Source organism: Methyloglobulus morosus KoM1 (assembly GCF_000496735.2).
GTDB lineage: Bacteria > Pseudomonadota > Gammaproteobacteria > Methylococcales > Methylomonadaceae > Methyloglobulus > Methyloglobulus morosus.
On the sequence record NZ_AYLO01000156.1, the window covers coordinates 1 to 23,422 of the forward strand.

Sequence of the window (23,422 nt, forward strand, 5' to 3'; positions counted from 1 at the left end):
ACAGAGTTGTTCATGACCTACATCCTGAAAGCGACGGTCATCATTCTTATGGGGATCGATGAACTCATCGTCTTGGTAAACGAAGTCGTTACCACGCTGTTCGTTATGTTTCACCATACCAATAGTTCATTCAAGGGTGAGCGTTGGTTGGGCTATGTCTTTACGACACCATCGCTCCACCGGACACACCATTCGGTCGAACGTAAGGAACATGACAGCAACTACGGCGCTATCCTGTCGATTTGGGATCGGTTGTTCGGGACGCTATTGGAACGGGAACCCGCTGCAATAGGTATCAACGGTTATTCGCCACTGGATTTTATCAATCTGGTTAAGTTTGGCTTTGTCGAAAAGCTGCCTCCTGCCCCATTACCTGTCAACTTGGATTTCATGATTGCCGAAGCGGCCTATTACAAAGCCGAAAAACGGAACTTTAAACCGGGACAAGAATGGGACGATTGGTTGGAAGCCAAGCAAGAAATCCTTCATAGTGTTTACGGTAACAGAAAAACCCAGGTGACTCCGTTCATTACCGTCCAACGTAATGCGGCAAATTGGCTGAATAGGCTGTATTGCAGTTTGGGTATTCGCGATGAACATCGCCACAAGTATTCATAGTCAGAAATGGTTGGCTGTATTGTTCAAAGTTAATGATTTCAATTAAGATGCTAGGCTCAAACACTGGGCTAGGCGACTATGAACGATACAGCTGACATAACAAAAAGGGAAAAGGCTTTACAGGAATTGCTTGCCTCACAGCAAACATTATTGCTATCGACGGCATCAGTCACCGGTATTCCTGACCTTAGTTACGCTCCCTTTGTTCGGGATGAATCGGGTTGTTTCTATGTATTCGTCAGTGAGCTTGCGGCGCATACGGATAATTTATTGAGTAATCCACAGGCTTCGGTGATGTTTGTTCGCCCGGAATCCGAATCGAACAATCTATTTGTCCGTGAACGGGCAATATTCGACTGTTCCGTTAAAAAAATAGACCGGAGTGATGACGGCTATTCTACCCAGTTGATGGCTTTGCAAAATCAGTTTGGCGAAATTGTCGGGGTATTACGTTCATTGTCCGATTTTCACTTGTTTGCTTTAGCCCCCATTAGCGGCCGCTATGTCGCGGGGTTCGGACAAGCCTTTACGATTAACGTCAAAGATGGCTCACTTTCTCCGTTGAGAAAAAGTCATAGATAACCCAATCATTAATTCTTTATAGCCATTAAACCATAACGGCTAGTATTCCAATGTTAGCGTAAATACCGAATTTCACTTGCAGGAGTGAAATTAAACTGCACGCATCATTTACCGTATATTTCACTTTAAGCATCACAAGAAGGCCAAAATGGTCAATGTGTCAGGATATTTAAAGAAATTTCATTGTCCTATGAATTTTGTTGAATTATTGCTATTTGTTTTCCAAGCAAGAATAATGTCCCGTAGAATTCAAAATGTTGCTACTTTCTTTAAATACCTGAAAAACCAACTTTCCTACTAAATATCTCCAATATATTGAATAAGTTACAAACTCAAAATAATAATCAACAAGCTATTGGAACCATAATTGAAGCCCACGGGCCTGTGGTGATTATCGATTGCACCCAGCTTCCACCCTTGCGACAGGCCTTATATACGCGTTTTGACCATACCACTTATCTATTTGAGGTACATCAGCACCTTGATGAACGCCATATCCGGGCGATAACTTTGCATGGCACTGCCGGATTAAGTCGAGGCCTTTTAGTTTATGATACAGGCGCGCCGTTACAAGTGCCCGTGTCCAAGGAATGCTTGGGCCGCTTATTGAATATATTCGGTGAACCGCTGGATGGGCAAGCACCTTTAGCGCACGACGAATTCCGGAATATTCACTCAAAACCCTTGCCCCTATCCGAAGCAATCGGGATAACCGGTATTCTTGAGACAGGCATTAAAGTCATCGATCTCTTATGCCCCTTCGTGAAGGGAGGGAAAACCGGATTATTCGGTGGTGCAGGCGTTGGTAAAACCGTCTTGATTATGGAGTTCATCCATTCGGTTTCCGCTATCCATAAGGGCGTTTCGGTTTTTGCTGGCGTTGGCGAACGGATTCGTGAAGCGCATGAATTATGGCGGGAAATGCAACAAGCGGGTGTCATGTCGGATACCTTGATGGTGTTCGGACAAATGGATGAGTCGCCGGGAGTACGTTTCCGCGTCGGCTTGTCGGCATTAACTTATGCGGAATACCTGAGGGATACCTTGCACAAGGAAGTGCTATTTGTCATGGACAATGTCTTCCGCTTTGTCCAGGCAGGCAGTGAAATATCCAGTCTTCTAGGACGAATGCCTGCAACAGTCGGTTATCAGCCGACACTAACTTCTGAAGTCGCAGAATTGGAAGACCGGATATTATCTACGCGAGAAGGCGCTATTACCTCCGTCCAGGCCGTGTATGTCCCCGCCGATGACATGACCGATCCAGCCGTCAGCGCCATCCTCAGCCATCTGGATACGACGGTTATCCTTTCCAGGGACCAAGCCAGTAAAGGCATCTATCCGGCAGTCGACCCGCTCCGTTCCAGCAGCAAGCTCATGGACAGGCAGACTTTGGGCGACCGGCATTATTCGGTCGCCCAAGCGGTGCGTGAACATCTGGCGCGCTACGACGAGTTGGAAGATATTATTGCGATGTTGGGCGTAGAAGAGTTGTCCGAAGCCGACCGGCTTATCGTCATGCGCGCCCGAAAACTGCAACGCTACCTGACCCAGCCGTTTTCGGTTTTAGCCCAGCACAGCAAACAATCCGGCGTGTCCGTTCCGCTTAAAAAAGTCCTGACGGACTGCGAAGCATTTTTGTCGGGGCAATACGATAACCTTAGTGAAGGGCAATGCTACATGCGCGGTTCGATGCAGGATTGATCATGGATTCATTTGTAATGAATTTATATGATGCTACCGATGAGCTTACCATTGAGGATGCAAGCGCTTTTGTGGGCATGGATGCATCGGGGAGTTTCGGCATTCAGGCCAATCATGCCCGATTTATGACCACGTTAGTATTTGGTTTGGCTCGGTTTCGTCGACAATCGGAACAATGGCAATATCTGGCGCTGCCAGGCGGCGTGTTGTATTTCAAGGATAATATCTTATCGGTAAGTACCCGGCATTTTTTGATTGACACTGACTTTGACCGGATCAGCACTTTATTGGCCCAGCAGTTAATAACCGAGGAAGACAACCTACGGGCAACCCGTCTTAGCTTGCACAGAATGGAACAGGCCATGCTAAAACGTATGGTGTCCTTGCAACGTAAACCGAGCGGGTGGCGATGAAAGATCTGCATACCTTGAAAACCAAGATTGAAAAGCAGGTCATTCGGATAAAAAAAGCCGAACACGACCGCCCTAACCTGTTGTCGCAAACAATTTATATCGGTACGTTGGGATTAGTCATGGTTCTGCCGGTTATTGCGGGCGCTTATTTAGGGAGTTGGCTGGATGGGATGATGGCAGGATATTCCATGCGCTGGACGCTCAGCTTATTGCTCACCGGCGTGGTCGTCGGGATTTTAAATGTGTATTTTCTCATTAAAGATTAGCGGGTAAGATGATGGAAAATGGTTATTCTTTTGCGGTGGGTTCCTTAATTATTAGCCTCTCCGTCATTACCACATGGGGTATCATGTTGGTATTGACCTTGACTGCCTGGCTTTCGACCCGACGGTTAACGTTATTTCCCGGTGCAATCCAAACCGTTGTCGAAAGCATCGTCGCCGCTATCGACGAAGCGATCCTGGCGGTAGCGCCGGAACATGGCCGACAGATTATGCCTTTCATCGCTTCCTTATGGATATTTCTCACCATCGCCAATCTGGTTAGCTTGATACCGGGATTACATTCCCCAACCCGCGACCTGTCTGTCACCTCGGCGCTGGCGGTATTGGTATTTTTTTCGGTACACTGGTTCGGCATCAAGACCCAGGGCTTAAAAAAATATCTCCACCATTACCTGACCCCTAGCCCAATACTGTTGCCTTTCCATATCATTAGCGAATTTACCCGCACCTTGGCGCTGGCAATCCGTTTATTTGGGAACATGATGAGCTTGGAAATGGCGGCTATGTTGATTTTACTGGTGGCGGGCTTTCTTGCACCCATCCCTATCCTGATGCTGCATATCATCGAGGCACTGGTACAGGCTTATATTTTCGGTATGCTTGCACTAATCTATCTGGCAGGCGCGATACAATCCCAGCAACTCAATTCACAGGAGTAATTATGTCCGATATTTCCATGATCGTTTTAGGGTCGAGCGTCGCCGCCATTTTCGGGATTGCCATCGGCGTCATGTTGCCGGCATTGGCAATGGGCAAAGCCATCAGTAGTGCATTGGAGGCGCTCTCCCGGCAACCCGAATCGGAACGGTCGATTATGCGCACCTTGTTTATCGGTCTGGCAATGATCGAATCCTTGGCCATCTATAGCCTGGTTATTATCTTGATTGTGTTATTTCGCAATCCCTTGCTTGAGTACATTGTTAAATAAGCGACATAAATCAGCATGGAATTTAACACCACAACTTTTATTTTAGAGATCATCAATTTCCTGGTCCTGATCTGGATTTTGCAGCGGCTTTTCTATAAACCGATTCTGGGGACGATTGCCAAGCGCAAACAACATATCGACCAATCGCTTGAAGAGGCTAAAAAACTTCATGATGAAGCAGAAGAACAACGCAAACTCTATGAAAACCGTCAACAGCTTTGGGAACAAGAGAAAAAGGCAGCTCAATCCGAACTGCACCAGCAATTTGAAGCAGAAAGAAGCACGCAATTGGAAAAGCTCCGAAGCGAACTTGAACAGGAACGTCAAAAAGCCAAAGTGACACTCACCCGCCAGCAAGAAGAATTTCAACAACAAGTTGAAAAACAAGCATTAGAGAACGGCGCCCGCTTTGCAGGCTTGTTATTACAGCAGACGGCTGGGCCGGAAGTGGAAAATCGGTTAGTTGCAATGCTAATCGACGAACTTAACGCTTTGCCTGAGACTGCTAAAATAAGCTTTCAGGCTACGGACACAAAAAAATCGCTAAACGTTAAGGTAACCAGTGCTTATCCGCTTACAACTGATTTGGTGCAACAATTGGAGCAAAAGCTGGGACAATTAATTACCCGTCCCATGAGCTTTCAATACCAACAAGATTCTGCGCTGATAGCGGGCATCCGTATCGATATTGGCGCTTGGGTCTTGCATGCCAACGTGGGACAGGAACTGGCCGGTTTTGCCGAAATCGCATATGAGTCCGAATAGCTTTAAAGGCGCTTTAGAAAAGCAGGCGAATTGGCTATCCAGCTATCGGCCTGTATTGCAATTTACCGAGCAAGGAATGGTCGTTTCCGTCGGCGACGGCATCGCCTGGATTAAAGGCTTACCCTCAGCGGCTATCGAAGATATTTTGATATTTGCCGATGGCAGTCGCGCTATGGTGTTCGACCTGAACCGCGACAGGATTGGCGCCATCTTATTGTATGAAACCGAAAACCTCACTGCTGGCACTTTCGTCCGTCATGCCCGCCATCCCCTGAGCATTCCGGTTGGTGACGATTTTTTAGGACGGATAGTCGATCCTCTGGGGATGCCACTTGATGGAAAAGCTCCACCGACCTCTCTCGGTAGAGGCAATCTGGAACAGAACTCACCACCCATCATAGCTAGGGATTTTGTTAATAAGCCCTTGTATACCGGTATTAAAATTATCGATACCCTGATCCCGATTGGTAAAGGCCAACGGCAATTGCTAGTGGGCGATGAAGGGTTGGGCAGGTCATCGATTGCCATCGACACCGTCGTCAACCAAAAAGATAAGGATGTGATTTGCATTTATGTCCTGATCGGCCAAAAACGGTCGGCTGTAGTAAGCACAATAGAAACATTGAGATCGCATGGCGCGCTCGACTACACCGTATGTGTTGTCGCCGAAGCCAGCGCATTGCCCGGCTTACAATACATTGCCCCCTTTGCCGGTTGCGCATTGGCCGAATACTGGATGGCTCAGGGGCGCGATACCTTGATTGTCTACGACGACCTTTCCACCCATGCCAGAACCTACCGGGAACTGTCGTTATTATTACGCCGCCCGCCCGGACGTGAAGCTTTTCCCGGCGATATTTTTTTTGTACATTCCCGGTTATTGGAACGTTCAACCAGCTTGAATGCAGAAAACGGCGGTGGCAGCATGACTGCGTTGCCCATCGTTGAAACCAAGCAGGGCGAAATCGCAGCTTATATCCCTACCAATCTGATTTCGATCACCGACGGTCAAATCTATCTGGATATAGGCTTGTTTAACGCTGGCTTCAGGCCTGCCATCGACATCGCCAAATCGGTGTCGCGAATTGGCGGCAAGGCTCAACATCCGAGTATTCGGGATCAAGCCGGACAAATGAAGCTCGATTACCTTCAGTTTTTGGAACTGGAAGCCTTTACCCGTTTCGGGCAACGACTGGAAGCGTCTATGGAAGCGCGGATCAAACGCGGACGGCTATTACGCGAAATACTGAAGCAGGATAGGCTTAAACCGTATAGCAGTTTATTTCAATTGGCTTGGCTGACCGCATTTAATGGAGGTATTCTCAATACCCTGGAATTCAATGAATTGTCCCAGTGCCTGGCAAAATTAGAACATGAAGTTGACACCACAACCTTGTCATTGGGCAGCAGTCCGGCGCAATGGATGCACGCTGTAACCGACTGGCTATCGCTTGATAAGTCGCTGCCGTCATGAGCCAAAGTCATGAGCTACGTCTTCATATCACGCAGCTGGAGGAAATAAGGACCATATTAAATGCGATGAAGAACTTGGCATTTATGGAAATTCATAAGCTTTCCCGTTTTCAGGCTATGCAAGGGAAAGCAGTAAGTAACATAGAAAATGCAGCGATCGATTTTTTAAGTTTTAATCCCGAACTGGCTATTGAAGAAGGTCATGACAAGCATATTGCTGTCTTAACTGGAACCGAACGCGGTTTTTGCGGCGATTTTAATAAAAGCCTTGTCGAATCCCTCGATGCCAACAATTATATTGGTGTGATAGCTATTGGTTCTCGGCTTGCAAATAAGCTATCTGATCATCCATTGCACGTTATTGCGGAAATAGCCGGTGCCAATATTGCAGAAGAAGTCCCATCCGTTATTAATCAACTGATCGATGTGCTTAACACAAGCGAGGAAACAGGCAAATCCCTTACCTTAAGCCAACTCGCAATTCGATTGACCATTATTTACCATGATTATGCAACCGGGCTTATTACCCAACGGCAAATATTTCCCCCTTTTTCACAACAACCCAAAGCGGTACGATTCGCTTATCAGCCGATACTCAATCTTGATGTTGCGGAATTTTATACTGACCTGATAAGCCATTACTTGTTTGCGGTACTCCATGAAATTTTTTATATTTCTTTAATGGCCGAGAATCACAATCGCTTGCAACATTTGGAAGGTGCCGTGATGCATCTGGATGATGAAACCGTTAACCTTCATAGAAAATTACAAATCTATCGACAAGAAGAAATCACTGAAGAAATAGAAGTCATCCTGTTAAATTCTGAAAGCCCTTAGACTACTTACCATTATTGCCAGTAACGAGGTCAACTTTATCGACATCGAGGCCATCAGCAAAGTACGCTTTGTGGTGGAGCTTACTTTTGGCAGCCAACAGCACTGGTTTGACGGAAAAATCTTGTATTACCAGGGCTTGGCCAAGTCCCATGCTTAGCACATTCCTAATGACCTGAAAAAAACCCGGAGATACCCCGTGTTTTGAGATCTTTTTAGCAAAATTTATAACAAAACCCCTATTTTGGGGAGGCCGTTAATTCGGTTATTTACAGATCGGTCATAAAATTGGGCCGTTTTGCAAAAGTCTCGGAAGGATTATCAGGTTTTTTGGCCTGAAAATTGAGTTTTTTGTAACTATTCAGATACTTATTGCAGTATCTGTCCTAGCAGAAAAATGGGCGGGGATTTTAAGCCCGCCCTGTTTTGATCATCGTGGTAATACGTTCTCTTTGAATCTGTTAATTTTTAGGGCATTAAGGATTAACTGTTGCGTTAGAAATATTACCATCCGTTAAAGCTACAGGCACGACGAGCTTGTTCTCGGGATTTTGTGTTTCAGCATTCAACTCCAAACGATGTTTCACCGGATTATTGCTGGGATAACTGTATATCGCAGGGCCGTAGGCCGTATCGACATACTCAACATTAAAATCGGTTTCCTGAAATGCGATTGAGCTAGGGTAGCTATAGATTGCAGGGCCTTTAGCGTTGTCTACGTAGACAATTTTCGCAAAAATGGCTTTCGTGTCGCCAACTGGATTAGGTGCATTAAAGATCGCTTGAATATAACCGCGATTGTCATAATATAACGCCCCCCCCTCCTCTGTGTCAGCGGCTTGGACGTTACCCATGTTCATAAAGCCAGCCACTAATGCTGACATTACAATTAATTTTTTAGAATATGTTTTCATAATTATTCTCCAAAGTGTGTCATCAAATTAGACTCGCCGGGTCATCCTAAGTTTAATAATCCTTAAGATTTATACGGCTTGTGGAATACTTTAGAGAAAAAATTACTATATGTATAATCGATAGTTTATATATTAATAATAGACATTACCAATGGTAAAGCTCTATGTTGGAATGGGTTACCTATAAAGTCATAAATAACCCAAACCGAGATTAGCATAGGTCGGTAAAGTCCCCAATCGCTTATCCTCTAACGTCTTCCCCACGGTGAAGCGATACAACCTCTGGCAAAGCATTAGAAAATAATTCAGCTACAAAGTCATGCCGATAAACAGCATATTTTGACTAACACTTAGCTTGCAATTAACGCAACACGTTTGCTGACTCCTCCCCAAAGGAAAATGGAATATTTGGTTCATCAGGCTACTGCTGGCAACTTGAACACACCCACAGACTCCACTAAGCTACCGGAGAAGCCCACCAATCGTTCGGTTTGCTGACCCTGTTCTTGCAACTGCTGGAAAGTTTGTTCTGTGGCTTTTAGAATTTGTTCCGCCCGGTTCCGTAACTTCTGGGTGGTTTCGGCCTGTGCTTTGGAGTTATCGGCAATTCTTTGGACTAATTGCACCAATTCCGCAGTGGTATCCCGAGTTTCGCGCATTTCGTTGCCCGCTTGTTGTGCCAGGGTTGTCCCTTCCACAACTTGGCTGATAGCCTCGTTCATCGTGGTTACCGTATCTGCAGTTTCTACCTGGATGTTGTTAACCAAATTGGAAATCTGCATGGTTGCCTCACGGGCGTTTTCTGCGAGTTTTTGTACTTCGTTAGCAACGACCGCAAAACCCTTACCGGCTTCACCGGCGGAAGCGGCGTGCATAGAGGCGTTCAAGGCAAGAATATGGGTACGTTCAGCGATTCCATTAATGATGGTCACGACAGAACCAATTTCTTGTGACCGTTCACCCAAGCGTTTAATCCGTTTTTCCGTTTCGCGGATAGTGTCGCGGATCGAGGTGATGCCTTGTACCGTGCTTAATACGGTCACCTCAGCTTTATCTGTGTTTTGAATTGCTCTTGATGCGGCTTCGTTACAAGAAATAGCCAATTTTGCAATGTCCAACATCACTTCCGAAGCGGCATTGAGTTCGATAGATGATTGTTCCACGACACGATTTTCTTCACCAGCAATGCCAATGACGATGTCGGACTGTGCTTTGATTTGTTGGGATACCTTGGATACTTGACCGGCAATCTTAACCACCTGGTTCAATACCTTGGCAGTCTCATCGGAAAGATAGTTCAAAGCGTCACCCACAGGGCCTGTGATGTCTTCCGCCACTGGCGCTTTAACCGTCAAGTCTCTTTGTGCCAAAGCGGCCACCGCATGCAGCAAGTTAATGATAGAGTTATTCAGTGTTTCGTTTTCTTTCTGTATCGTGGCACTAGCCGCTTCGCGCTGATCCACCATGGAGTCGAACTGGCGCGCCAATAGCCCAATCTCGTCACGACTTTGGATATTGGAACGCACTGTCGTATCACCGCGCGCCAGTTGTTGCATAACGCTAACCAAATGTTCAACAGGTACGGTAACACTTCGCGTGACGAAATAAGAAATAATTAACGATATAATCGCCAACGCCAAAATTCCTCCCGCCACGATCAACAAGTCCTTTAACAAGCGGATCTTTCTGGTTTCCAACACCCTTCCCAATTGCTCTACTGTCGAGGTATCCAACAAGTAAAGCCCTACGATGGTAGACTTTAGATCGTCGTTATACGTATCGGCATCGTAGTCGAACACCTCTTTGCTCAGGATTTCATTTTCCGTTAACTTAATCATTTTATCCAATCGCAGCCAGTTTTTGGTCGCTAACGACTGCAACTCATCCTTCATGGTCGAATTCATGTCCAAGGACTTTTGCAACTGACCAAAACCTTCTTTCTGCCTGGCTTTTGCGAGGGATAAGAATGATGTGATTACCGCCCGTTGAGTTGAGTCGGCTTTTTTGTGAGCTAACACTTCGGTTCCGATATCGTTCGTCCTATCTAGCGCCTCTATGAGTTCAGGCAATGCATAGATACCTGACCGCATCATGTAATAAGAATCCGCATCTGGATCCAGCGGCAAACCTGTAAAATCGGCTATTCTATCGGTTAATGCAAAGTAATCGTTTAACAGGTTGGTATGGGCGGCAATGGCTTCGGTTGCAGTGATTTTTTCGTTTTTCACCTGATCCAGCAATGTCTGCCAATGGATCTTGGCATTGCCCCAATCTTTGTTAATGGAGGGATTGCCTAGCTGGATATTGATCAGCGGATCCATGGACGCAATCGCTTCCGCGATTTCTTTTTCTTTTGTGACCCGCGCAGTCGAGCTGGCCGACTCGCCAGCCAAGGTTTGCTCCGCTAAGACACGATGTTGCTGCGTCAATTGCACAAGTTTTACTAGGTCTAGAACCGGTGATATACCCTTTATTTCAGTTTTCGTGATATTGATGTTTTTTTGCACGCCAGCAATATAAAAACCGAGTGGGATCGCAACCATGATAAAAGCGAGGAAACCCAAGATAAGGAACTTCTGGGACAACAACAAGCGGCTGAAATAGTCTCCCTCTTCGAGTTCTTCATCCTTTTCGATAGCCTTGGACACTGGTTCGTAATAGTGGCGATCGCTATCATCATTGTCGTCTATAGGGGCTTCCTGTCTGAGATAATCGGACTGTTTGGCTTCCGTTAGGTCCTCTGATGCCTTGTCATCTTCAATGCTGATATTTTGACGTGCAAATTCCTTTATACGTTCGTATGCCCGACTAATCTCTTCCGGAGTCCAGCCTATCGTGTTGATCTCTTCTAAAACATATTCTTCATTCATGACGTGTTGTTCCTTGATGTAAGATTGTTTTAACGCTTAAAAAAATAATTTCATCTAATGAGTTAGTTTGATTTGTTAAAAAATTACTTCATTAGACATACCCCAGCTATTCCAGAAAGAATTGATAATTATGACTTAATGTCATTCAGCAAACCTTGCAAATCTAACCTGCCAAATAATAGCAGGGGATGGAATTTGTTATTGTGACCAGTTTCACGAAAGCTGAGCAATATTCTGTGCTTGCACGTTTCCTGTTTGCTGAGCCATCAAATTTTCCATTTCCGTTAACAGGTCTTCTTCTCGCACAGGCTTCGTAATGTAGGCATTAACCCCTGCGTCTTCCGCCATTTTTTTGTGCTTCTGCGTGGTCCGTGACGTAACCATAATAACCGGCAATGAACTTGTGTTCGCATGGCTACGGATATGTGCCGTCAATTCTATGCCGTTCATGCGCGGCATTTCGAGGTCCGTTAAAACAACATCCGGCTTGAAATGCGCGAGTATATCTGTTGCTTCTATGCCATCACGGGCGCTTCTTACCCGATAGCCAGCATCGGCCAACAATTGTTCCAAAGCACGCCGCTGGCTGAGTGAATCATCCACCACCAGGACGGTTGGTAGATTGAGTGTGGGATCGGCCATTTCCACGGGGGCTACATAATCCCCAGTGAGCACACGGACGGGCGCTCGGAGTAACTCAGGGATGTCCACGACAGGTGTTACGGTACCGTCGCCTAAGATGGTTGCGCCGATGTATCCCGGAACTTTTCCGAGATAGCGGCCCAGTCCCTTGATTACCACTTCTAAACTGTCGAAAATGGCATCTAATAGCACGGCTGTTGTTTGGTTTTCATTTTGCACCAGCAAGATAGCGTCATAAGGGCGAGGAATCTTGCGATGATCGGCAATATGTAACAAATCGATCAATCTTGCGACTGGGTAAATGACACCCTCCAATAGCAATGTTTCCTTATTGCCTTCAAGAATAACTTCTCCCTCCTTGGAATAGACGATCTGATTGATGCCTTTATTGGCGACGGCTACCCTGTAGTGGCCTACATATGTCAATAGCGCGTAGGTCATGCTCAGAGGTAATGGCACCCTAAGTTCAATGGTCATTCCCTGTCCCTGCACGGAATGTAAGTTCAGTGTGCCGCCCATATTGAGAATTTGTGCACGCACTACATCCATTCCTACACCTCGCCCGGATGTTTGGGTGGATACGGTCCGAGAGGAGAAATTGGGGCGCATGATTAAAGACTTTAATTCTTCATCGGTAACATCTTGCCCGGATTGCAATAATCCGCGTGATTCGGCGGCTGCGCGAATAGCCTCATAATCCAAGCCCTTCCCATCGTCGCGGCAGCGTACCAAAATATTGTTGCCTTCCCTGTCAAATTCGAAAGCTATCTGACCAACCGGAGGTTTTCCATGCGCTCGGCGTTCGTCCGGGCTTTCAATCCCGTGATCAACAGCGTTGCGTAATATATGCATCATAGGGTCAACCAAGGCGTTTAGGACATCGCCATCAATCATGATAGTGTCGCCTTTTACAGTTAACTCACTTTGCTTTCCGGTCATCCGGCAGGTTTGCCTGATGCTTCTTTGTAATCTTGGGGCAATCGTGGAAATCGCCACCAGACGCGTCTGCATGACAACTTCCTGGGTGTCAACGACCATGCGCTGCTGGCTTTCTAAAATTTCACTGACTCGGTCTAGCTCTTTTGTCACGTCCAGGCTTAATTCCCTGGCGTCAATCGCAGCTTCAGCCATCCGGCGACTGGCTGTATGGAGTTCGTTATATTGGTCCATTTCCAATACGTCGAAATTGGTATCAACCACTCCGAAAGATCGGCCCGTCAAGTCCTTAAGGTCAATTAACTGTTCCAGTTCGGCGCCTAGTTCCTGCAACAGCGAAAATTGCACTTTCATGGCATGCATTTGTTTTTTCATCCGCCGCATGCTGTCACTTGCTTGACTGTTGAGGATAATACTTTCGCCCGAAAACCTGAATAATTCCTCAATTTGCTCACTAGTGACCCGAATCATGGTAGCTTGCAGTTGGGATGGGGAATCAGTTTCTTCGCTTTCGGTCACGCCCCTTTCTTGTGCTACTGGCGAGGTTGTTTCATCGTCCCTTTCAGGCAAGCCCACCTTATCGATCAGGTTCGCCCAATCGAGTATTTCCTGTAAGATCACTTTTGCATCACTAGGCGGTGGGCTGACACCTAAAAGTGATTCACTCATACTTTCCAAACAGTCAGCGGCATTAATCAGCGAATTTGCCAAAGCGCGGTTTGGCAACTTTTGCTCATTGGCGCATGCCAACAGGATATCTTCCAGCTGGTGGGTCAATACGGCTATGCCCTTAATGCCCACTGTGTTTGCCGATCCTTTGAGCGTATGCGCTACCCGTTGGGCGAGTTGCACGTCCTGCTCGCTGCCGCCTGCATGCAGGCGTTGTACTGCTTCTGAAAATTGTTGCGTCTGTATCGGAAGTTCCTGCAACAAGATCTCAAGAAGCTCCTGATTTACGTCGCCAGGCAAGACGAGTGAAATGTCTTCGTCGGTCGCTTTTTCCATGCGGGTCAGCACTGGATCTTCCCCAACGACTGAGCTTTCTGCGCGTATCTGTTGTAGGATGGCTACCATTTCCTCGAAAGGTAAGGGCATTGGCCATTGTTCGTCCGTTAAGCCCACGAGGATCAATTGACCTGCGTCACTGTCATTGAATGAAGGCAAGTATTCTTGAACTTGTCCTGTCCAGTCCAACAAAAGGTCGAGACGCTCAGTGGTAAAACCCTCAATGGAAGCTTGGAAAGATTGTACATTGCCGGTTACATGGGTGGCGACTTGTGACAGCCCCCCAAAGCCAGCAGTCTTTGCCATATTGGAAAAACGTTCCAAATCATCGCCGACTTCTTGTAAACTATCTAACAGCGATTCGTTGTTGCCAATCGTAATGCTTTGTAGGTAATCGCGGATTTGCCCGATTTGCATCAACAACAAATCGACCAGTTCTTGGGCAATACGGGACACTCCTGAAAGAGAATTCTTATCGCTAGATGGGTCTCCTTCGGGAATTGATTCGACGGCCTGGATATCGACAACTTGTTCTTGCGCGGTTACATTTGCCTCGGCTTCCGTTGTCAACTGTTCTTGCAGCATGGCAAATTCATCATCACCCATGGGTATTTTCAGCCCTGGATGACGAAGAAAATTGATAAGGGCTTCCGCCTTGACCCTGGGTTCTTTGCGGTAATCAACCAACAAATCATGCCAGCCTGAAAGTGCTGAAATTAAGCCTGAATCGACGATAGCGTCGCCACTAAGTTCCCGTAAGGTTTCTGCCAACAGCAGGTTGACATCTTGCAGCCCATACAACCCTTCCGCAGCGGCTTGATTGGCCAGTTGTTCTATATAAGCGACTTGTTCGTCCGTTATGTGCTGTTCAGCTATGCTTGGCGTAGTTCTTGCCACGGTAATATCCGAAGCTTCATTAGGGCTTAGGGCCGCTGCGTTTGCATCGTTTAAAAGCTGCTCCCCAAGCATGGCGAATTCTTCGTCCTCCATCGGAATATTCAATTCGGGGCGACGAAGATAAGTCGTCATTTCACTAGCTGTTTGTTTGGGTGCCTGCGTGAATTTTTCAACCAAATCGAACCATTCACCAACCAAGGGAAACAAATTGTTGCTGGCAGGATTGTCTGACTGTAGTACACGTACCGCTTCTGCCAGTACCAAATTTGCATCCTGCAAGCCATAACACCCCCTCTGCGCCGCCTGGTCAGCAAGCCGCTCAAAGTAAGCGGCAAGATTGCCCAATTCATTAAGGTCAGGTTTTTTCATATTGCCATTCCCTCACTCGTATATTGATGACGACCCAATGTCTTGAACAAGTCCTCAAACTTGACATCCAGCCACACTTGGCCTGAGTGTTCATAGCCGCCAATAACAAATCGTTGAAATATATCCGGCAATTTAGGCAGTTGCCGGATAGGCTTCATGACTAGCTTGTCTTTGATCTCTGGGTAGTTGTCTATCCAGAGGGCTATCGCCTTTTCGCCTTTATCAATAGCAAACAAAAAACGTTTATTATTTTCACCCGTTTCCCTCAGAACCAATTTCAAATCATAAATCGGCACCAAGTTTCCGCGTAAATTAAGCAACCCACTTATCCACGGATGAAGATTAGGGATAGGATTGACTTGCATCTTGTCCAACACTTCACAGAACCTGTCAGCAGATACCAGCAAGCCCACACTTCCAACACGGATGCCAAAAACTGGCTCAACTTTAACTTCCGGATTTGCCGAACCGATAGCTGTTGACGGAAAAATAACAGCATTTAAGGAATTATCCGCTATAAGCTTGTCCTCTCGCATAGTTCTTTCTCGACATGATTGTGAAACATAACGGGCTGATTTTTATCGAATGTCAGTTAAAGTCATTGATTAAATCAGAATTAAATTCGTTTTTAAGTAACTGCGTTATCCGTGCCAGTAACATGCCAAAACACGACAGCACGCAATTAAAGCGCACTTAATTTGTCGGTGATCTCTTTGGCTTCAAAAGGTTTTGCAATCAAATCTTTCGCGCCTTGCATTTGTGCCCAAACGCGGTCGGCTTTTTGGTGCTTACTGCTGACAAAGATAACAGGAATGCTCTTGGTTTCTGGGTCGTCACGTAAGGCGCGGCAGGCCGCATAACCATCCATTCCGGGCATGACAATGTCCAAGAAAATAACGTCCGGTTTCTCCGATTTAGCTTTTTGGACGACTTCCTCACCGTTGACCGCAGTGACTAAAATGCAATCGGTACCATCCAATGCATTTTTGAGATTTGCTAGGTCGGTAGGAGAATCGTCACAGATTAGGATTTTTTGAATTGCCATATAATACCTCGGTTTATGAAAAATAATTGTTAAACATCCATTTATAATCAGTATATTACGATCATATTTTCTTTTGCTTCTCCAACCAAGACAGCACCCGAATACTTAGTTTTTGGAACGCCTCTTGCTGCACCGGCTTGGTCAGGTATGTCGTGCAACCAGCCATGACTCCTTTGACTTCGTCCAAGGGCGACGTTTTCCCCGACACCATGATGATAGGCGTTTTTTTGTATTCAGGTTTTTTTCGCAACCGAGTACAGGTTTCGTAACCGTCTATCCCTGGCATCATAACATCCAGAAAAATAAGGTCATATTGCATGACTTCGGCTTTTTCTAACGCACTTTCACCGGTATCGGCAAAATGAATCATGCTAATTTGCGATAGGGTAGCAAGGTTAATCTGTAAAGATTTTTGGATCGCGGGACTGTCATCTACAACTAAAGCACGATAGCCATCCGTATGGGTTATTACGGGAGTAGATTGTGTTAGGGCCAAATCGAATGTTGACGATGGCTTGTCCACTTCCACAGTGGCAACCTGGGCTTCTATCACAGGCTTTTCTGCAACAGGTGTTGGTACAGCAACTGGCGTTATCATCTGCGCTGTCGTTTCAGTAGCGACCGCAATCTGAATGGGCGGTGTAGGCGGCTCTTTATCTTGTGCCGTTGGGGCAAGTTTTCCGGCAACCAACTGCGGGGTATCCACAATCACCTCTTGCGGTTTTGCTGCAACCGTTTTTGGTGGCGGTTCTACGGTAACTTTATCGAGGACATTTAAAACCCTGGCAGCAAATAGCATTCCGCGTATATGGTGGACTGGCTGCTCATCCAATGGCCCCCGGCTTACTGCAACCACTTGTATATGGGGAAATTTACTTACTATCGCATCCCGTTCTGCTAGCGCGGCAGGATTATCGTAGTTCACCATGAGAATCTCGGTGCCAACCCCATCGTCTACCCCGGTTGCGGCGAGATATTTGCGATGATAAGGCCGCAATACCTGGAAAAATCGCCTGAAACTTTGTTCATCTATCGCTTCAAAACCCAGAATGGCTACCGACAATGGCGGCAGTTCATGCTCGTCTGTACTTGCTGCTAGTAGGCTATTTTGTTCCATGCTCTCGGATACCAATTCAATAAGTTAATGGTTAGCGCAGAAATAAAAAACATTAAAAAAGAAACTTAATTGCACATACAGATACTTCACTCGAAACACATTAAAAAAACATCTAAAACCAATGTTTTTCAACTTAAAACTCAAAGAATAGTTGATAACCTTTGAATGTCAAATATTGTACTTTCTTATATAAATCAATATAGCGAAGTGCGTCACGAAAACAGAAAAAATGGGCGGGGATGAGCAGTATTTTTGAAAAAACCAAAACTCAAATTATGCCTTTAAGCAAGTTAAAGGCTAACTGAACCCGATTTAATACACTAGAGCCGAAGGTTTTGAAACAAAACTAGAACCACATTGGTTGGTATTTATATAAATATCCGCGCGGCTTGGTAAGCTATATACAAAAAGCGCCTAGGGGATATTGTCAGTCCTTTTTCAACCGGCTCAGATCGTGAACACTAAACACTATGTAATTTATAACGATAGACTTTATTCCAATAAACCTGCGACACTTTCCGCTGCCCGTTTGACATCCAAGAAAATGAGCCCTAACTTCGCGTTAGGCTTGGCCAATACTGTCAATACGGCTTCTGTACCGGCATAAGTCATCAAGACATAACCTTTAGCGCCTTTAATTAGCACCTGCTCCAAAGCCCCTCTTGCCAACTCTTGGGCAGTCCTGTCACCTAGGGAAAGCATGGCTGCACTCATTGCACCCACCCGATCCTCATCCATACCAATCGGCAATACGGAAGCGATCATCAAGCCATCTGTCGAGATGATGCCTGAAGCTTCAATGTCCGCCGATGTTCCATTCAGATCTGTCAATACAGAACTAAGCAAGTCTGCCCGCATAATTTTTCTCCATTAAGATACGAAATAAAATAACATTTATATGCCTTCATCAGCATAACGCTTCGATAAAGCCCAAATCAAATCAACGAATTCCGGTTGGTTAAAATGCGGAACGCCTGAAATAATAATAATAAAGCGATACTGGCCGATAAAAAAAGGCCAAAAACCAATCTGGGCGTTTCCGAACACATCGATTATACCCCAGGCATTACTGGCGATACCCAAATTGTTCATTAACAATCCAGACCGACGCTCGTGAATCGTTGCAAGATCCGCACTTAACGCCGCCAATTCTTCTGCAACCTCGTGAGGAAACCCATGGCTAGCAAGATAAAAACCTTGCATGTCGGCCAACAACACCTTATTGCTTTCAGACATGCTGCAAAGCAACCCCGGCAATATATTTTCCAAAAGATCAGAGGGATATTTTCGCTCCGTATCCAACCCTTGCACCCAATTCAATTTTTGGCAGCGGTGCAATAGCTCATAACATTTTTGCGGGTCGTCAATCCCTGTAAGCTCATGTAAACTATCGATATTCAAGCGAACGGTAGATTGTTGCTGAAGGATTCGCCTTAGAAATTGCCTGGGTTTATCCATGTCGTTTGAGCAAACGGCATAATAAGCACCCGCCGGTGTAGGGTACAAAAATAAACCTTCTGATAAAATATATTTGTCGCTCATTATTATTCCGCCAATCCTGGTTCAAGTGAGTATAGCAATGATTACACTAAAGTTGATAAATCGTCCTTAACACTCACGTCAACCGTAAAAATCGGCAGCTTTACGTTTGCAGTTTGTGTTTCTGCAACAAAATTCTTAAATGATTCCCCAAAGCCACTTATCCTTGAACGGATCAGCCCACGTATTATCCAACCGCAAAACTAAGCCGCAATGTTCATTCGCAAATTGTTTAGGGGCATTGACATCGATGCCTTCAATTTTGCCAAAATAACCACGTAAGCTATTTTCGCCCAAGCGCATCACGCGTTTGATACTTTTATCCACATTAGTCCATGCTCAATCCACTAAAAAAGCTTTTAACTGTTCCCAGCCAGGGGGCAAGATTATTTGCTTGCCCAATAACTCCGCATACATCCGGGAAAACTTGGGCCCATCACCCGTTGAACGATAAAGCGACAGCAATTCGGTGTGTAATTCCGCCCATTCTGGTTGCTCCAAGATGGCTTGCTCCAAAACTTGAGCTGCTTCATCAAGCTGGCTGACTTCAATATAATCTCTCGCTACAGTCAAGGGATCATACTTCTTGTCATTGCCATTACCTGTGACATGCATTAAAGCATTTGTCGATAACATTCCATCGGCAAAAACGGAATAACGGTTGAATGGCAGTGGAGTACCGCTAGAATGCTTGCTTTCGAGGTAATTTTCCAATGCCTGGAACTGGGTATCAGTTAGCCTCGACCTGCAACCGACAATCATCCGCCGACTAAGCGCGTCACCGCTTTTGTTCAACACAATCAACAGATCGACAAGGGCGCCATAAAGCGGTGCGTCCAATTGTTTTTGGAAACAAAAATAAATCCGCTCTAAATGGCCTTGTAAATATTTTGGGTTCTTGGAAAGCCTGAAAACCAATCTCTCTAAGCCTTTTTCAGGTGACCAATCATGCCATTCATAAAACCCGGCGGCATCTTTGTCCAGGAAAAAATCCAATGCACGGGATGCATTATTTTCTTGTGGGCGATCAGATTGAATCAAAAGTTTATGCATTATGATGGGCAACCCCTAAATATATTTTTCTTGTAAGCATAGTTCACTTAAAGATTAACAGGCGTAGATTTTGGGCTACATCAATTGTAAGATAGTCCTTTAAGGATACTAAAAAATGGTTATGCATGCATGGCCTTATGATTGTTAGGTTAAAGCAATCAGATAGTTAGTTACTAAAAAGCAATTTAAAAGAATCTGACGTTCGTTAACAATAGATTATCATTCGCATAAAAACAAGTCTGCTCAAATAACTAGGTAACAATACCCATTTCTAAAGTTCAACAATTAAGGGCCAATGAATGGAACCCGATGATTTCATTACAACCACACAGGGCATTAGGGTACCGAAATTACTTTACGGCACGGCCTGGAAAAAAGAGCTTACAACGGCCCTAGTAGAACAAGCGATTCGTTTGGGATTTCGAGGGATTGACACGGCTTGCCAACCCAAACATTACCATGAAGCGGGGGTTGGGGAAGGTATAGCCGCTTGTGTAAGCCGTGGTTTAATTGACCGACCAGGGCTTTACTTGCAAAGCAAATTTACTTCCTTGAACGGGCAAGATCCCAATCGTATCCCTTACGACCCGAAATCTGGCTTAAGTGAACAAGTCGCCCAATCGTTCCAGGTTTCACTCGCTAATTTGCAGACAACTTACCTCGATTGTCTCGTGCTGCATTCGCCATTGGCAAACCAGCAGCAAACTTTTGAAGTTTGGCAGGCGATGGAAAAACTCGTCAAAAGCGGTGGCGTTAAACAGTTGGGCATCAGCAATTGCTACGGCTTGAACACATTAAAAGATTTATATCATTATGCTGAAATCAAACCGGCAGTCATCCAAAATCGCTTTTATTCAGATACCGGCTATGACCGCACTATCCGGGATTTTTGCCGAGATAACGGAATCATTTATCAAAGTTTTTGGACACTGACCGCCAATCCCCGCATCTTGGCGGATTACACTGTAAAAAACTTGGCAACACAATATAAGCGTACTGCGGCACAGGTGTTTTTCCGGTACTTGACCCAAATGAGTGTTATCCCGTTAACAGGTACGACATCGATTAGGCACATGCAGGAAGACTTAGCGATATTCGATTTTGAACTGAAACCGGAAGAATGTGCATCAATAGAGGCCTTGCTCTGAGTAAGGGCTAAATAATCTAGCCAATGCCGAATAATGCCACTATGAATCTCTCGAACTAGTGCCTGCTGCTCCCTATGACGTTTAAGAAATATTGGATATTATGATTGCACTTTTATCAATATCGCCTTTAGTTTGAACGATTAATTGATGATCCATGAAGATCGGTTCAGGCTATTGTCGGGGCGTTGTCGTGTATGGCAGGCAGGTTCGCCTAGGCATTTTGGCATCGACATCCGAATATATGCACAATAACCGATAGCGACAGAGGAACGTAAGCCGGTCGAATGTTGAATATTTCCCACATCTGAGGTAAAGAAATTTACATACAACGGAATCCTAACCCATTAATATGAAAGCGCCTTAAAGATTCCAGCTTCGGATTCCGTCGCTCAAGCACCTGAAAGTAAATCTAAAAATTTCGGTTATCCCTGGGAAGGAATACAAACAAAATCAGGGAAGGATTCTTTCGCACGGATTACGCACTGTACCTATAACATTTGTGTGTTTATCACACATTAAATATCAGGAGATCCCAATGAGCGAACTAAGTCACGGTAATGTCGGTCGACGCGAGCAAAATTTTAATTCGCTGTTGCCTTTACGCAAAATCGGTTACAACCCGCAAGCCCTTGCCGAGCTTGCCGGACAGATGAAAGGCGAAGTCGATACCGTCAAAGACGGGCCTGACCCCGAAGAAAACCTGCTGGTGTCGGCGGGTTACACGTACCTTGGACAGTTCATCGACCATAACCTGACCTTCGACAGCACTTCTTCCCTGGTTCCTAACGCCACGGCTTCACCAACAAACCTTAGGACACCCCGCTTCGATCTCGACTGCTTGTATGGGGATGGGCCGGCCGGACAACCCTATCTGTATGACGGTGATAAACTGCTCTATAAAAAAGGCCCCAAATTACCAAAAGCACACGACCCTGCAGAGCAAGACTTGCTGCGCAACCCACTGGAACGGGCGATTATCGGCGACAAGCGCAATGATGAAAATTCCATCGTCGGCCAAATCCAACTGGCCTTCGTGAAATACCACAACGCAGTGGTAGACGAACTCAATCGGCAAGATCCTAGGGATTGGAACAGCCCACACAATTTGTTTGAGTCGGCGCGCAATGAAGTGCGCTGGGCGTACCAGAAAATAATCGTTGACGATTTCTTGCCACGGATCATTGCTCCTGAAGTGCTTGATGACCTTAGGGGTGACGATCCAGGAGCACGCCAAGGTAATTACCTGCTTTACCCTGAAGATAAGCGCAGCAGCTTGCCACGGGAATTTGTGGCGGCTGCCTATCGTTTTGGCCATTCGATGGTCAGGACGGGTTGCCGTTTGAACTCGGGGCTAAAAAACAGGTTTGAGATTTTTCCTGCCAGTGACAAAAATATCCATACCGCCGGAGCGGATAGCCTTTTGGATTTTGATCCGGTAACCAATAATCAGGTCATCGATAGCTGGGGACGGTTTTTTCCGGAATCTTTGCCTGGCGTGCTTCCGCAGGAAGACCGTTCAAAAGCGGCTGGCAGTGCCAGAAACGGAGCGGAACGCCTGCAATTTGCTTACAAAATTGACACCACCTTGGTCGATCCGTTAGCCGTCTTACCCAGAAAAGAAGTCGCTGGTGAAGACACGACACAGCAAGCAATTGACCAGACCGGCCCGCTACCCGATACGGTAGGGCAACCGCCCCGCCCTTCTTTAGCCTTGCTAAACCTGTTGCGTGGGAATGCTTATAAAATCCAAAGCGGCCAAGTGTTTGCCTCATTGCTTAAAAGTAACGGATTATACTTTACGCCCATCCAAAAAAAGCACCTGGTCACCCGTGAAGCATTCGACAAGAAAGGCAAAACATTTTTTAAATACGTCCTGATTCCTAATGCAATCCTTGATGACACCCCGCTTTGGTTCTATGTACTGGCCGAAGCCCAGGCGCCGCTAGTCGATGAGATCGCAAAGCGTGACCAACTGGACAGCTTTGAGGAAACCTTTTTGTTGAATGACGACAAGGGACGACCACACAGTTACGCGGGGTTGGCGGACGTATCGTGGCCGAAGTGTTCTATGGCTTATTGGACTCGGATGCCGAATCTTATGTCAATGCGGCCCCAAGACACTGGACTCCGATATTAAGGGGCGAAAACACGGTCTTCAGGAGTTTGCTTAAAGTCGCAGACCCTAATATTGCCTAGTGTCATAAAAAATATCACGCTCATTCAAACCAAGAAAAGGAAGTATGGGTTATATCCTATATTTGATAGCTTGAATTCAGAAACGAATTT

General features: G+C 45.8%; 23 protein-coding genes. 12 read left to right on the plus strand and 11 right to left on the minus strand.

Going from position 1 to position 23,422, the window contains the following annotated elements; translation table 11 throughout:
- The 10 genes from MGMO_RS17565 to MGMO_RS17610 all read left to right on the plus strand — a co-directional run.
- On the plus strand, nucleotides 1–618 hold a 618-nt coding region (locus tag MGMO_RS17565), incomplete at its 5' end, for a sterol desaturase family protein (RefSeq protein WP_036308713.1).
- Between the two features lie 78 nt (nucleotides 619–696).
- Nucleotides 697–1,200, plus strand: coding sequence for a HugZ family pyridoxamine 5'-phosphate oxidase (locus MGMO_RS17570; RefSeq protein WP_023496429.1), 504 nt, complete (start codon nucleotides 697–699; stop codon nucleotides 1,198–1,200).
- A gap of 315 nt (nucleotides 1,201–1,515) precedes the next feature.
- Nucleotides 1,516–2,904 carry a F0F1 ATP synthase subunit beta gene (atpD, locus tag MGMO_RS17575; protein ID WP_023496431.1) on the plus strand — a complete coding sequence of 463 codons (1,389 nt, stop codon included), beginning with the start codon at nucleotides 1,516–1,518 and terminating at the stop codon, nucleotides 2,902–2,904.
- A gap of 2 nt (nucleotides 2,905–2,906) precedes the next feature.
- Nucleotides 2,907–3,317 (plus strand): F0F1 ATP synthase subunit epsilon, encoded by a 411-nt coding sequence (locus MGMO_RS17580; RefSeq protein WP_023496432.1) that lies wholly within the window; start codon nucleotides 2,907–2,909, stop codon nucleotides 3,315–3,317.
- Entirely contained in the window at nucleotides 3,314–3,583 is a 270-nt protein-coding gene (locus MGMO_RS17585) for an AtpZ/AtpI family protein (protein WP_023496433.1), read from the plus strand. Before MGMO_RS17580 ends, MGMO_RS17585 begins: the two co-directional genes overlap by 4 nt.
- A gap of 11 nt (nucleotides 3,584–3,594) precedes the next feature.
- Entirely contained in the window at nucleotides 3,595–4,260 is a 666-nt protein-coding gene (locus MGMO_RS17590; protein WP_023496434.1) for a F0F1 ATP synthase subunit A, read from the plus strand.
- Nucleotides 4,261–4,262: 2 nt separating this feature from the next.
- Nucleotides 4,263–4,529: an ATP synthase subunit c family protein gene (locus tag MGMO_RS17595; RefSeq protein WP_023496435.1), complete on the plus strand. Its 267-nt coding sequence runs from the start codon at nucleotides 4,263–4,265 to the stop codon at nucleotides 4,527–4,529.
- A 15-nt stretch (nucleotides 4,530–4,544) separates the two neighbouring features.
- A complete protein-coding gene (locus tag MGMO_RS17600; protein WP_023496436.1) occupies nucleotides 4,545–5,294 on the plus strand; it encodes a F0F1 ATP synthase subunit delta in 750 nt (249 codons plus the stop codon).
- Nucleotides 5,281–6,768, plus strand: coding sequence for a F0F1 ATP synthase subunit alpha (locus MGMO_RS17605; RefSeq protein ID WP_036308716.1), 1,488 nt, complete (start codon nucleotides 5,281–5,283; stop codon nucleotides 6,766–6,768). Before MGMO_RS17600 ends, MGMO_RS17605 begins: the two co-directional genes overlap by 14 nt.
- Entirely contained in the window at nucleotides 6,765–7,604 is an 840-nt protein-coding gene (locus tag MGMO_RS17610; protein WP_023496438.1) for a F0F1 ATP synthase subunit gamma, read from the plus strand. Before MGMO_RS17605 ends, MGMO_RS17610 begins: the two co-directional genes overlap by 4 nt.
- A 1-nt stretch (nucleotide 7,605) precedes the next feature.
- Here the strand turns inward: MGMO_RS17610 and MGMO_RS20155 are convergent, their stop codons facing one another.
- From MGMO_RS20155 to MGMO_RS17660, 11 genes are all read right to left on the minus strand, one after another.
- Nucleotides 7,606–7,755, minus strand: a complete 150-nt coding sequence (locus MGMO_RS20155; RefSeq protein ID WP_023496439.1) for a hypothetical protein — start codon at nucleotides 7,753–7,755, stop codon at nucleotides 7,606–7,608.
- A 322-nt stretch (nucleotides 7,756–8,077) separates the two neighbouring features.
- Complete coding sequence (locus tag MGMO_RS17615; RefSeq protein WP_023496440.1) at nucleotides 8,078–8,515, minus strand: hypothetical protein; 438 nt, start codon at nucleotides 8,513–8,515, stop codon at nucleotides 8,078–8,080.
- Nucleotides 8,516–8,931: 416 nt separating this feature from the next.
- A complete protein-coding gene (locus MGMO_RS17620) occupies nucleotides 8,932–11,385 on the minus strand; it encodes a methyl-accepting chemotaxis protein (RefSeq protein WP_023496441.1) in 2,454 nt (817 codons plus the stop codon).
- Between the two features lie 213 nt (nucleotides 11,386–11,598).
- The gene (locus MGMO_RS17625; protein WP_023496442.1) at nucleotides 11,599–15,234 is read right to left on the minus strand and encodes a hybrid sensor histidine kinase/response regulator; all 3,636 of its coding nucleotides are present in this window, start codon (nucleotides 15,232–15,234) and stop codon (nucleotides 11,599–11,601) included.
- Nucleotides 15,231–15,770 carry a chemotaxis protein CheW gene (locus tag MGMO_RS17630; protein WP_023496443.1) on the minus strand — a complete coding sequence of 180 codons (540 nt, stop codon included), beginning with the start codon at nucleotides 15,768–15,770 and terminating at the stop codon, nucleotides 15,231–15,233. Before MGMO_RS17630 ends, MGMO_RS17625 begins: the two co-directional genes overlap by 4 nt.
- A gap of 146 nt (nucleotides 15,771–15,916) precedes the next feature.
- On the minus strand, nucleotides 15,917–16,279 hold the full coding sequence (locus tag MGMO_RS17635; protein ID WP_023496444.1) for a response regulator: 363 nt from the start codon (nucleotides 16,277–16,279) through the stop codon (nucleotides 15,917–15,919).
- Between the two features lie 61 nt (nucleotides 16,280–16,340).
- Nucleotides 16,341–17,396 carry a response regulator gene (locus MGMO_RS17640; protein WP_023496445.1) on the minus strand — a complete coding sequence of 352 codons (1,056 nt, stop codon included), beginning with the start codon at nucleotides 17,394–17,396 and terminating at the stop codon, nucleotides 16,341–16,343.
- A gap of 492 nt (nucleotides 17,397–17,888) precedes the next feature.
- Complete coding sequence (locus MGMO_RS17645) at nucleotides 17,889–18,254, minus strand: roadblock/LC7 domain-containing protein (protein WP_023496446.1); 366 nt, start codon at nucleotides 18,252–18,254, stop codon at nucleotides 17,889–17,891.
- 36 nt (nucleotides 18,255–18,290) lie between these two features.
- A complete protein-coding gene (locus tag MGMO_RS17650) occupies nucleotides 18,291–18,938 on the minus strand; it encodes a hypothetical protein (protein WP_023496447.1) in 648 nt (215 codons plus the stop codon).
- A gap of 135 nt (nucleotides 18,939–19,073) precedes the next feature.
- Nucleotides 19,074–19,262 (minus strand): hypothetical protein, encoded by a 189-nt coding sequence (locus MGMO_RS17655; RefSeq protein WP_023496448.1) that lies wholly within the window; start codon nucleotides 19,260–19,262, stop codon nucleotides 19,074–19,076.
- Between the two features lie 12 nt (nucleotides 19,263–19,274).
- The gene (locus MGMO_RS17660; protein WP_023496449.1) at nucleotides 19,275–19,988 is read right to left on the minus strand and encodes a type IV pilus assembly protein FimV; all 714 of its coding nucleotides are present in this window, start codon (nucleotides 19,986–19,988) and stop codon (nucleotides 19,275–19,277) included.
- Between the two features lie 299 nt (nucleotides 19,989–20,287).
- Here MGMO_RS17660 and MGMO_RS17665 point away from each other — a divergent pair, with 299 nt between their 5' ends.
- Both MGMO_RS17665 and MGMO_RS17670 read left to right on the plus strand, forming a co-directional pair.
- Nucleotides 20,288–21,136: an aldo/keto reductase family protein gene (locus MGMO_RS17665; RefSeq protein WP_023496450.1), complete on the plus strand. Its 849-nt coding sequence runs from the start codon at nucleotides 20,288–20,290 to the stop codon at nucleotides 21,134–21,136.
- A 535-nt stretch (nucleotides 21,137–21,671) separates the two neighbouring features.
- Complete coding sequence (locus MGMO_RS17670; RefSeq protein ID WP_023496451.1) at nucleotides 21,672–23,273, plus strand: peroxidase family protein; 1,602 nt, start codon at nucleotides 21,672–21,674, stop codon at nucleotides 23,271–23,273.
- Nucleotides 23,274–23,422: the final 149 nt, after the last annotated feature.

What these genes read in the sequence shown, in the direction of transcription:
- MGMO_RS17570 (WP_023496429.1), top strand. Translation starts at nt 697, where the DNA reads ATGAACGATACAGCTGACATAACAAAAAGGGAAAAGGCTTTACAGGAA.
- MGMO_RS17580 (WP_023496432.1), top strand. Translation starts at nt 2,907, where the DNA reads ATGGATTCATTTGTAATGAATTTATATGATGCTACCGATGAGCTTACC.
- MGMO_RS17585 (WP_023496433.1), top strand. Translation starts at nt 3,314, where the DNA reads ATGAAAGATCTGCATACCTTGAAAACCAAGATTGAAAAGCAGGTCATT.
- MGMO_RS17590 (WP_023496434.1), top strand. Translation starts at nt 3,595, where the DNA reads ATGGAAAATGGTTATTCTTTTGCGGTGGGTTCCTTAATTATTAGCCTC.
- MGMO_RS17595 (WP_023496435.1), top strand. Translation starts at nt 4,263, where the DNA reads ATGTCCGATATTTCCATGATCGTTTTAGGGTCGAGCGTCGCCGCCATT.
- MGMO_RS17600 (WP_023496436.1), top strand. Translation starts at nt 4,545, where the DNA reads ATGGAATTTAACACCACAACTTTTATTTTAGAGATCATCAATTTCCTG.
- MGMO_RS17605 (WP_036308716.1), top strand. Translation starts at nt 5,281, where the DNA reads ATGAGTCCGAATAGCTTTAAAGGCGCTTTAGAAAAGCAGGCGAATTGG.
- MGMO_RS17610 (WP_023496438.1), top strand. Translation starts at nt 6,765, where the DNA reads ATGAGCCAAAGTCATGAGCTACGTCTTCATATCACGCAGCTGGAGGAA.
- MGMO_RS20155 (WP_023496439.1), bottom strand. Translation starts at nt 7,755, where the DNA reads ATGGGACTTGGCCAAGCCCTGGTAATACAAGATTTTTCCGTCAAACCA.
- MGMO_RS17615 (WP_023496440.1), bottom strand. Translation starts at nt 8,515, where the DNA reads ATGAAAACATATTCTAAAAAATTAATTGTAATGTCAGCATTAGTGGCT.
- MGMO_RS17620 (WP_023496441.1), bottom strand. Translation starts at nt 11,385, where the DNA reads ATGAATGAAGAATATGTTTTAGAAGAGATCAACACGATAGGCTGGACT.
- MGMO_RS17625 (WP_023496442.1), bottom strand. Translation starts at nt 15,234, where the DNA reads ATGAAAAAACCTGACCTTAATGAATTGGGCAATCTTGCCGCTTACTTT.
- MGMO_RS17630 (WP_023496443.1), bottom strand. Translation starts at nt 15,770, where the DNA reads ATGCGAGAGGACAAGCTTATAGCGGATAATTCCTTAAATGCTGTTATT.
- MGMO_RS17635 (WP_023496444.1), bottom strand. Translation starts at nt 16,279, where the DNA reads ATGGCAATTCAAAAAATCCTAATCTGTGACGATTCTCCTACCGACCTA.
- MGMO_RS17640 (WP_023496445.1), bottom strand. Translation starts at nt 17,396, where the DNA reads ATGGAACAAAATAGCCTACTAGCAGCAAGTACAGACGAGCATGAACTG.
- MGMO_RS17645 (WP_023496446.1), bottom strand. Translation starts at nt 18,254, where the DNA reads ATGCGGGCAGACTTGCTTAGTTCTGTATTGACAGATCTGAATGGAACA.
- MGMO_RS17650 (WP_023496447.1), bottom strand. Translation starts at nt 18,938, where the DNA reads ATGAGCGACAAATATATTTTATCAGAAGGTTTATTTTTGTACCCTACA.
- MGMO_RS17660 (WP_023496449.1), bottom strand. Translation starts at nt 19,988, where the DNA reads ATGCATAAACTTTTGATTCAATCTGATCGCCCACAAGAAAATAATGCA.
- MGMO_RS17665 (WP_023496450.1), top strand. Translation starts at nt 20,288, where the DNA reads ATGGAACCCGATGATTTCATTACAACCACACAGGGCATTAGGGTACCG.
- MGMO_RS17670 (WP_023496451.1), top strand. Translation starts at nt 21,672, where the DNA reads ATGAGCGAACTAAGTCACGGTAATGTCGGTCGACGCGAGCAAAATTTT.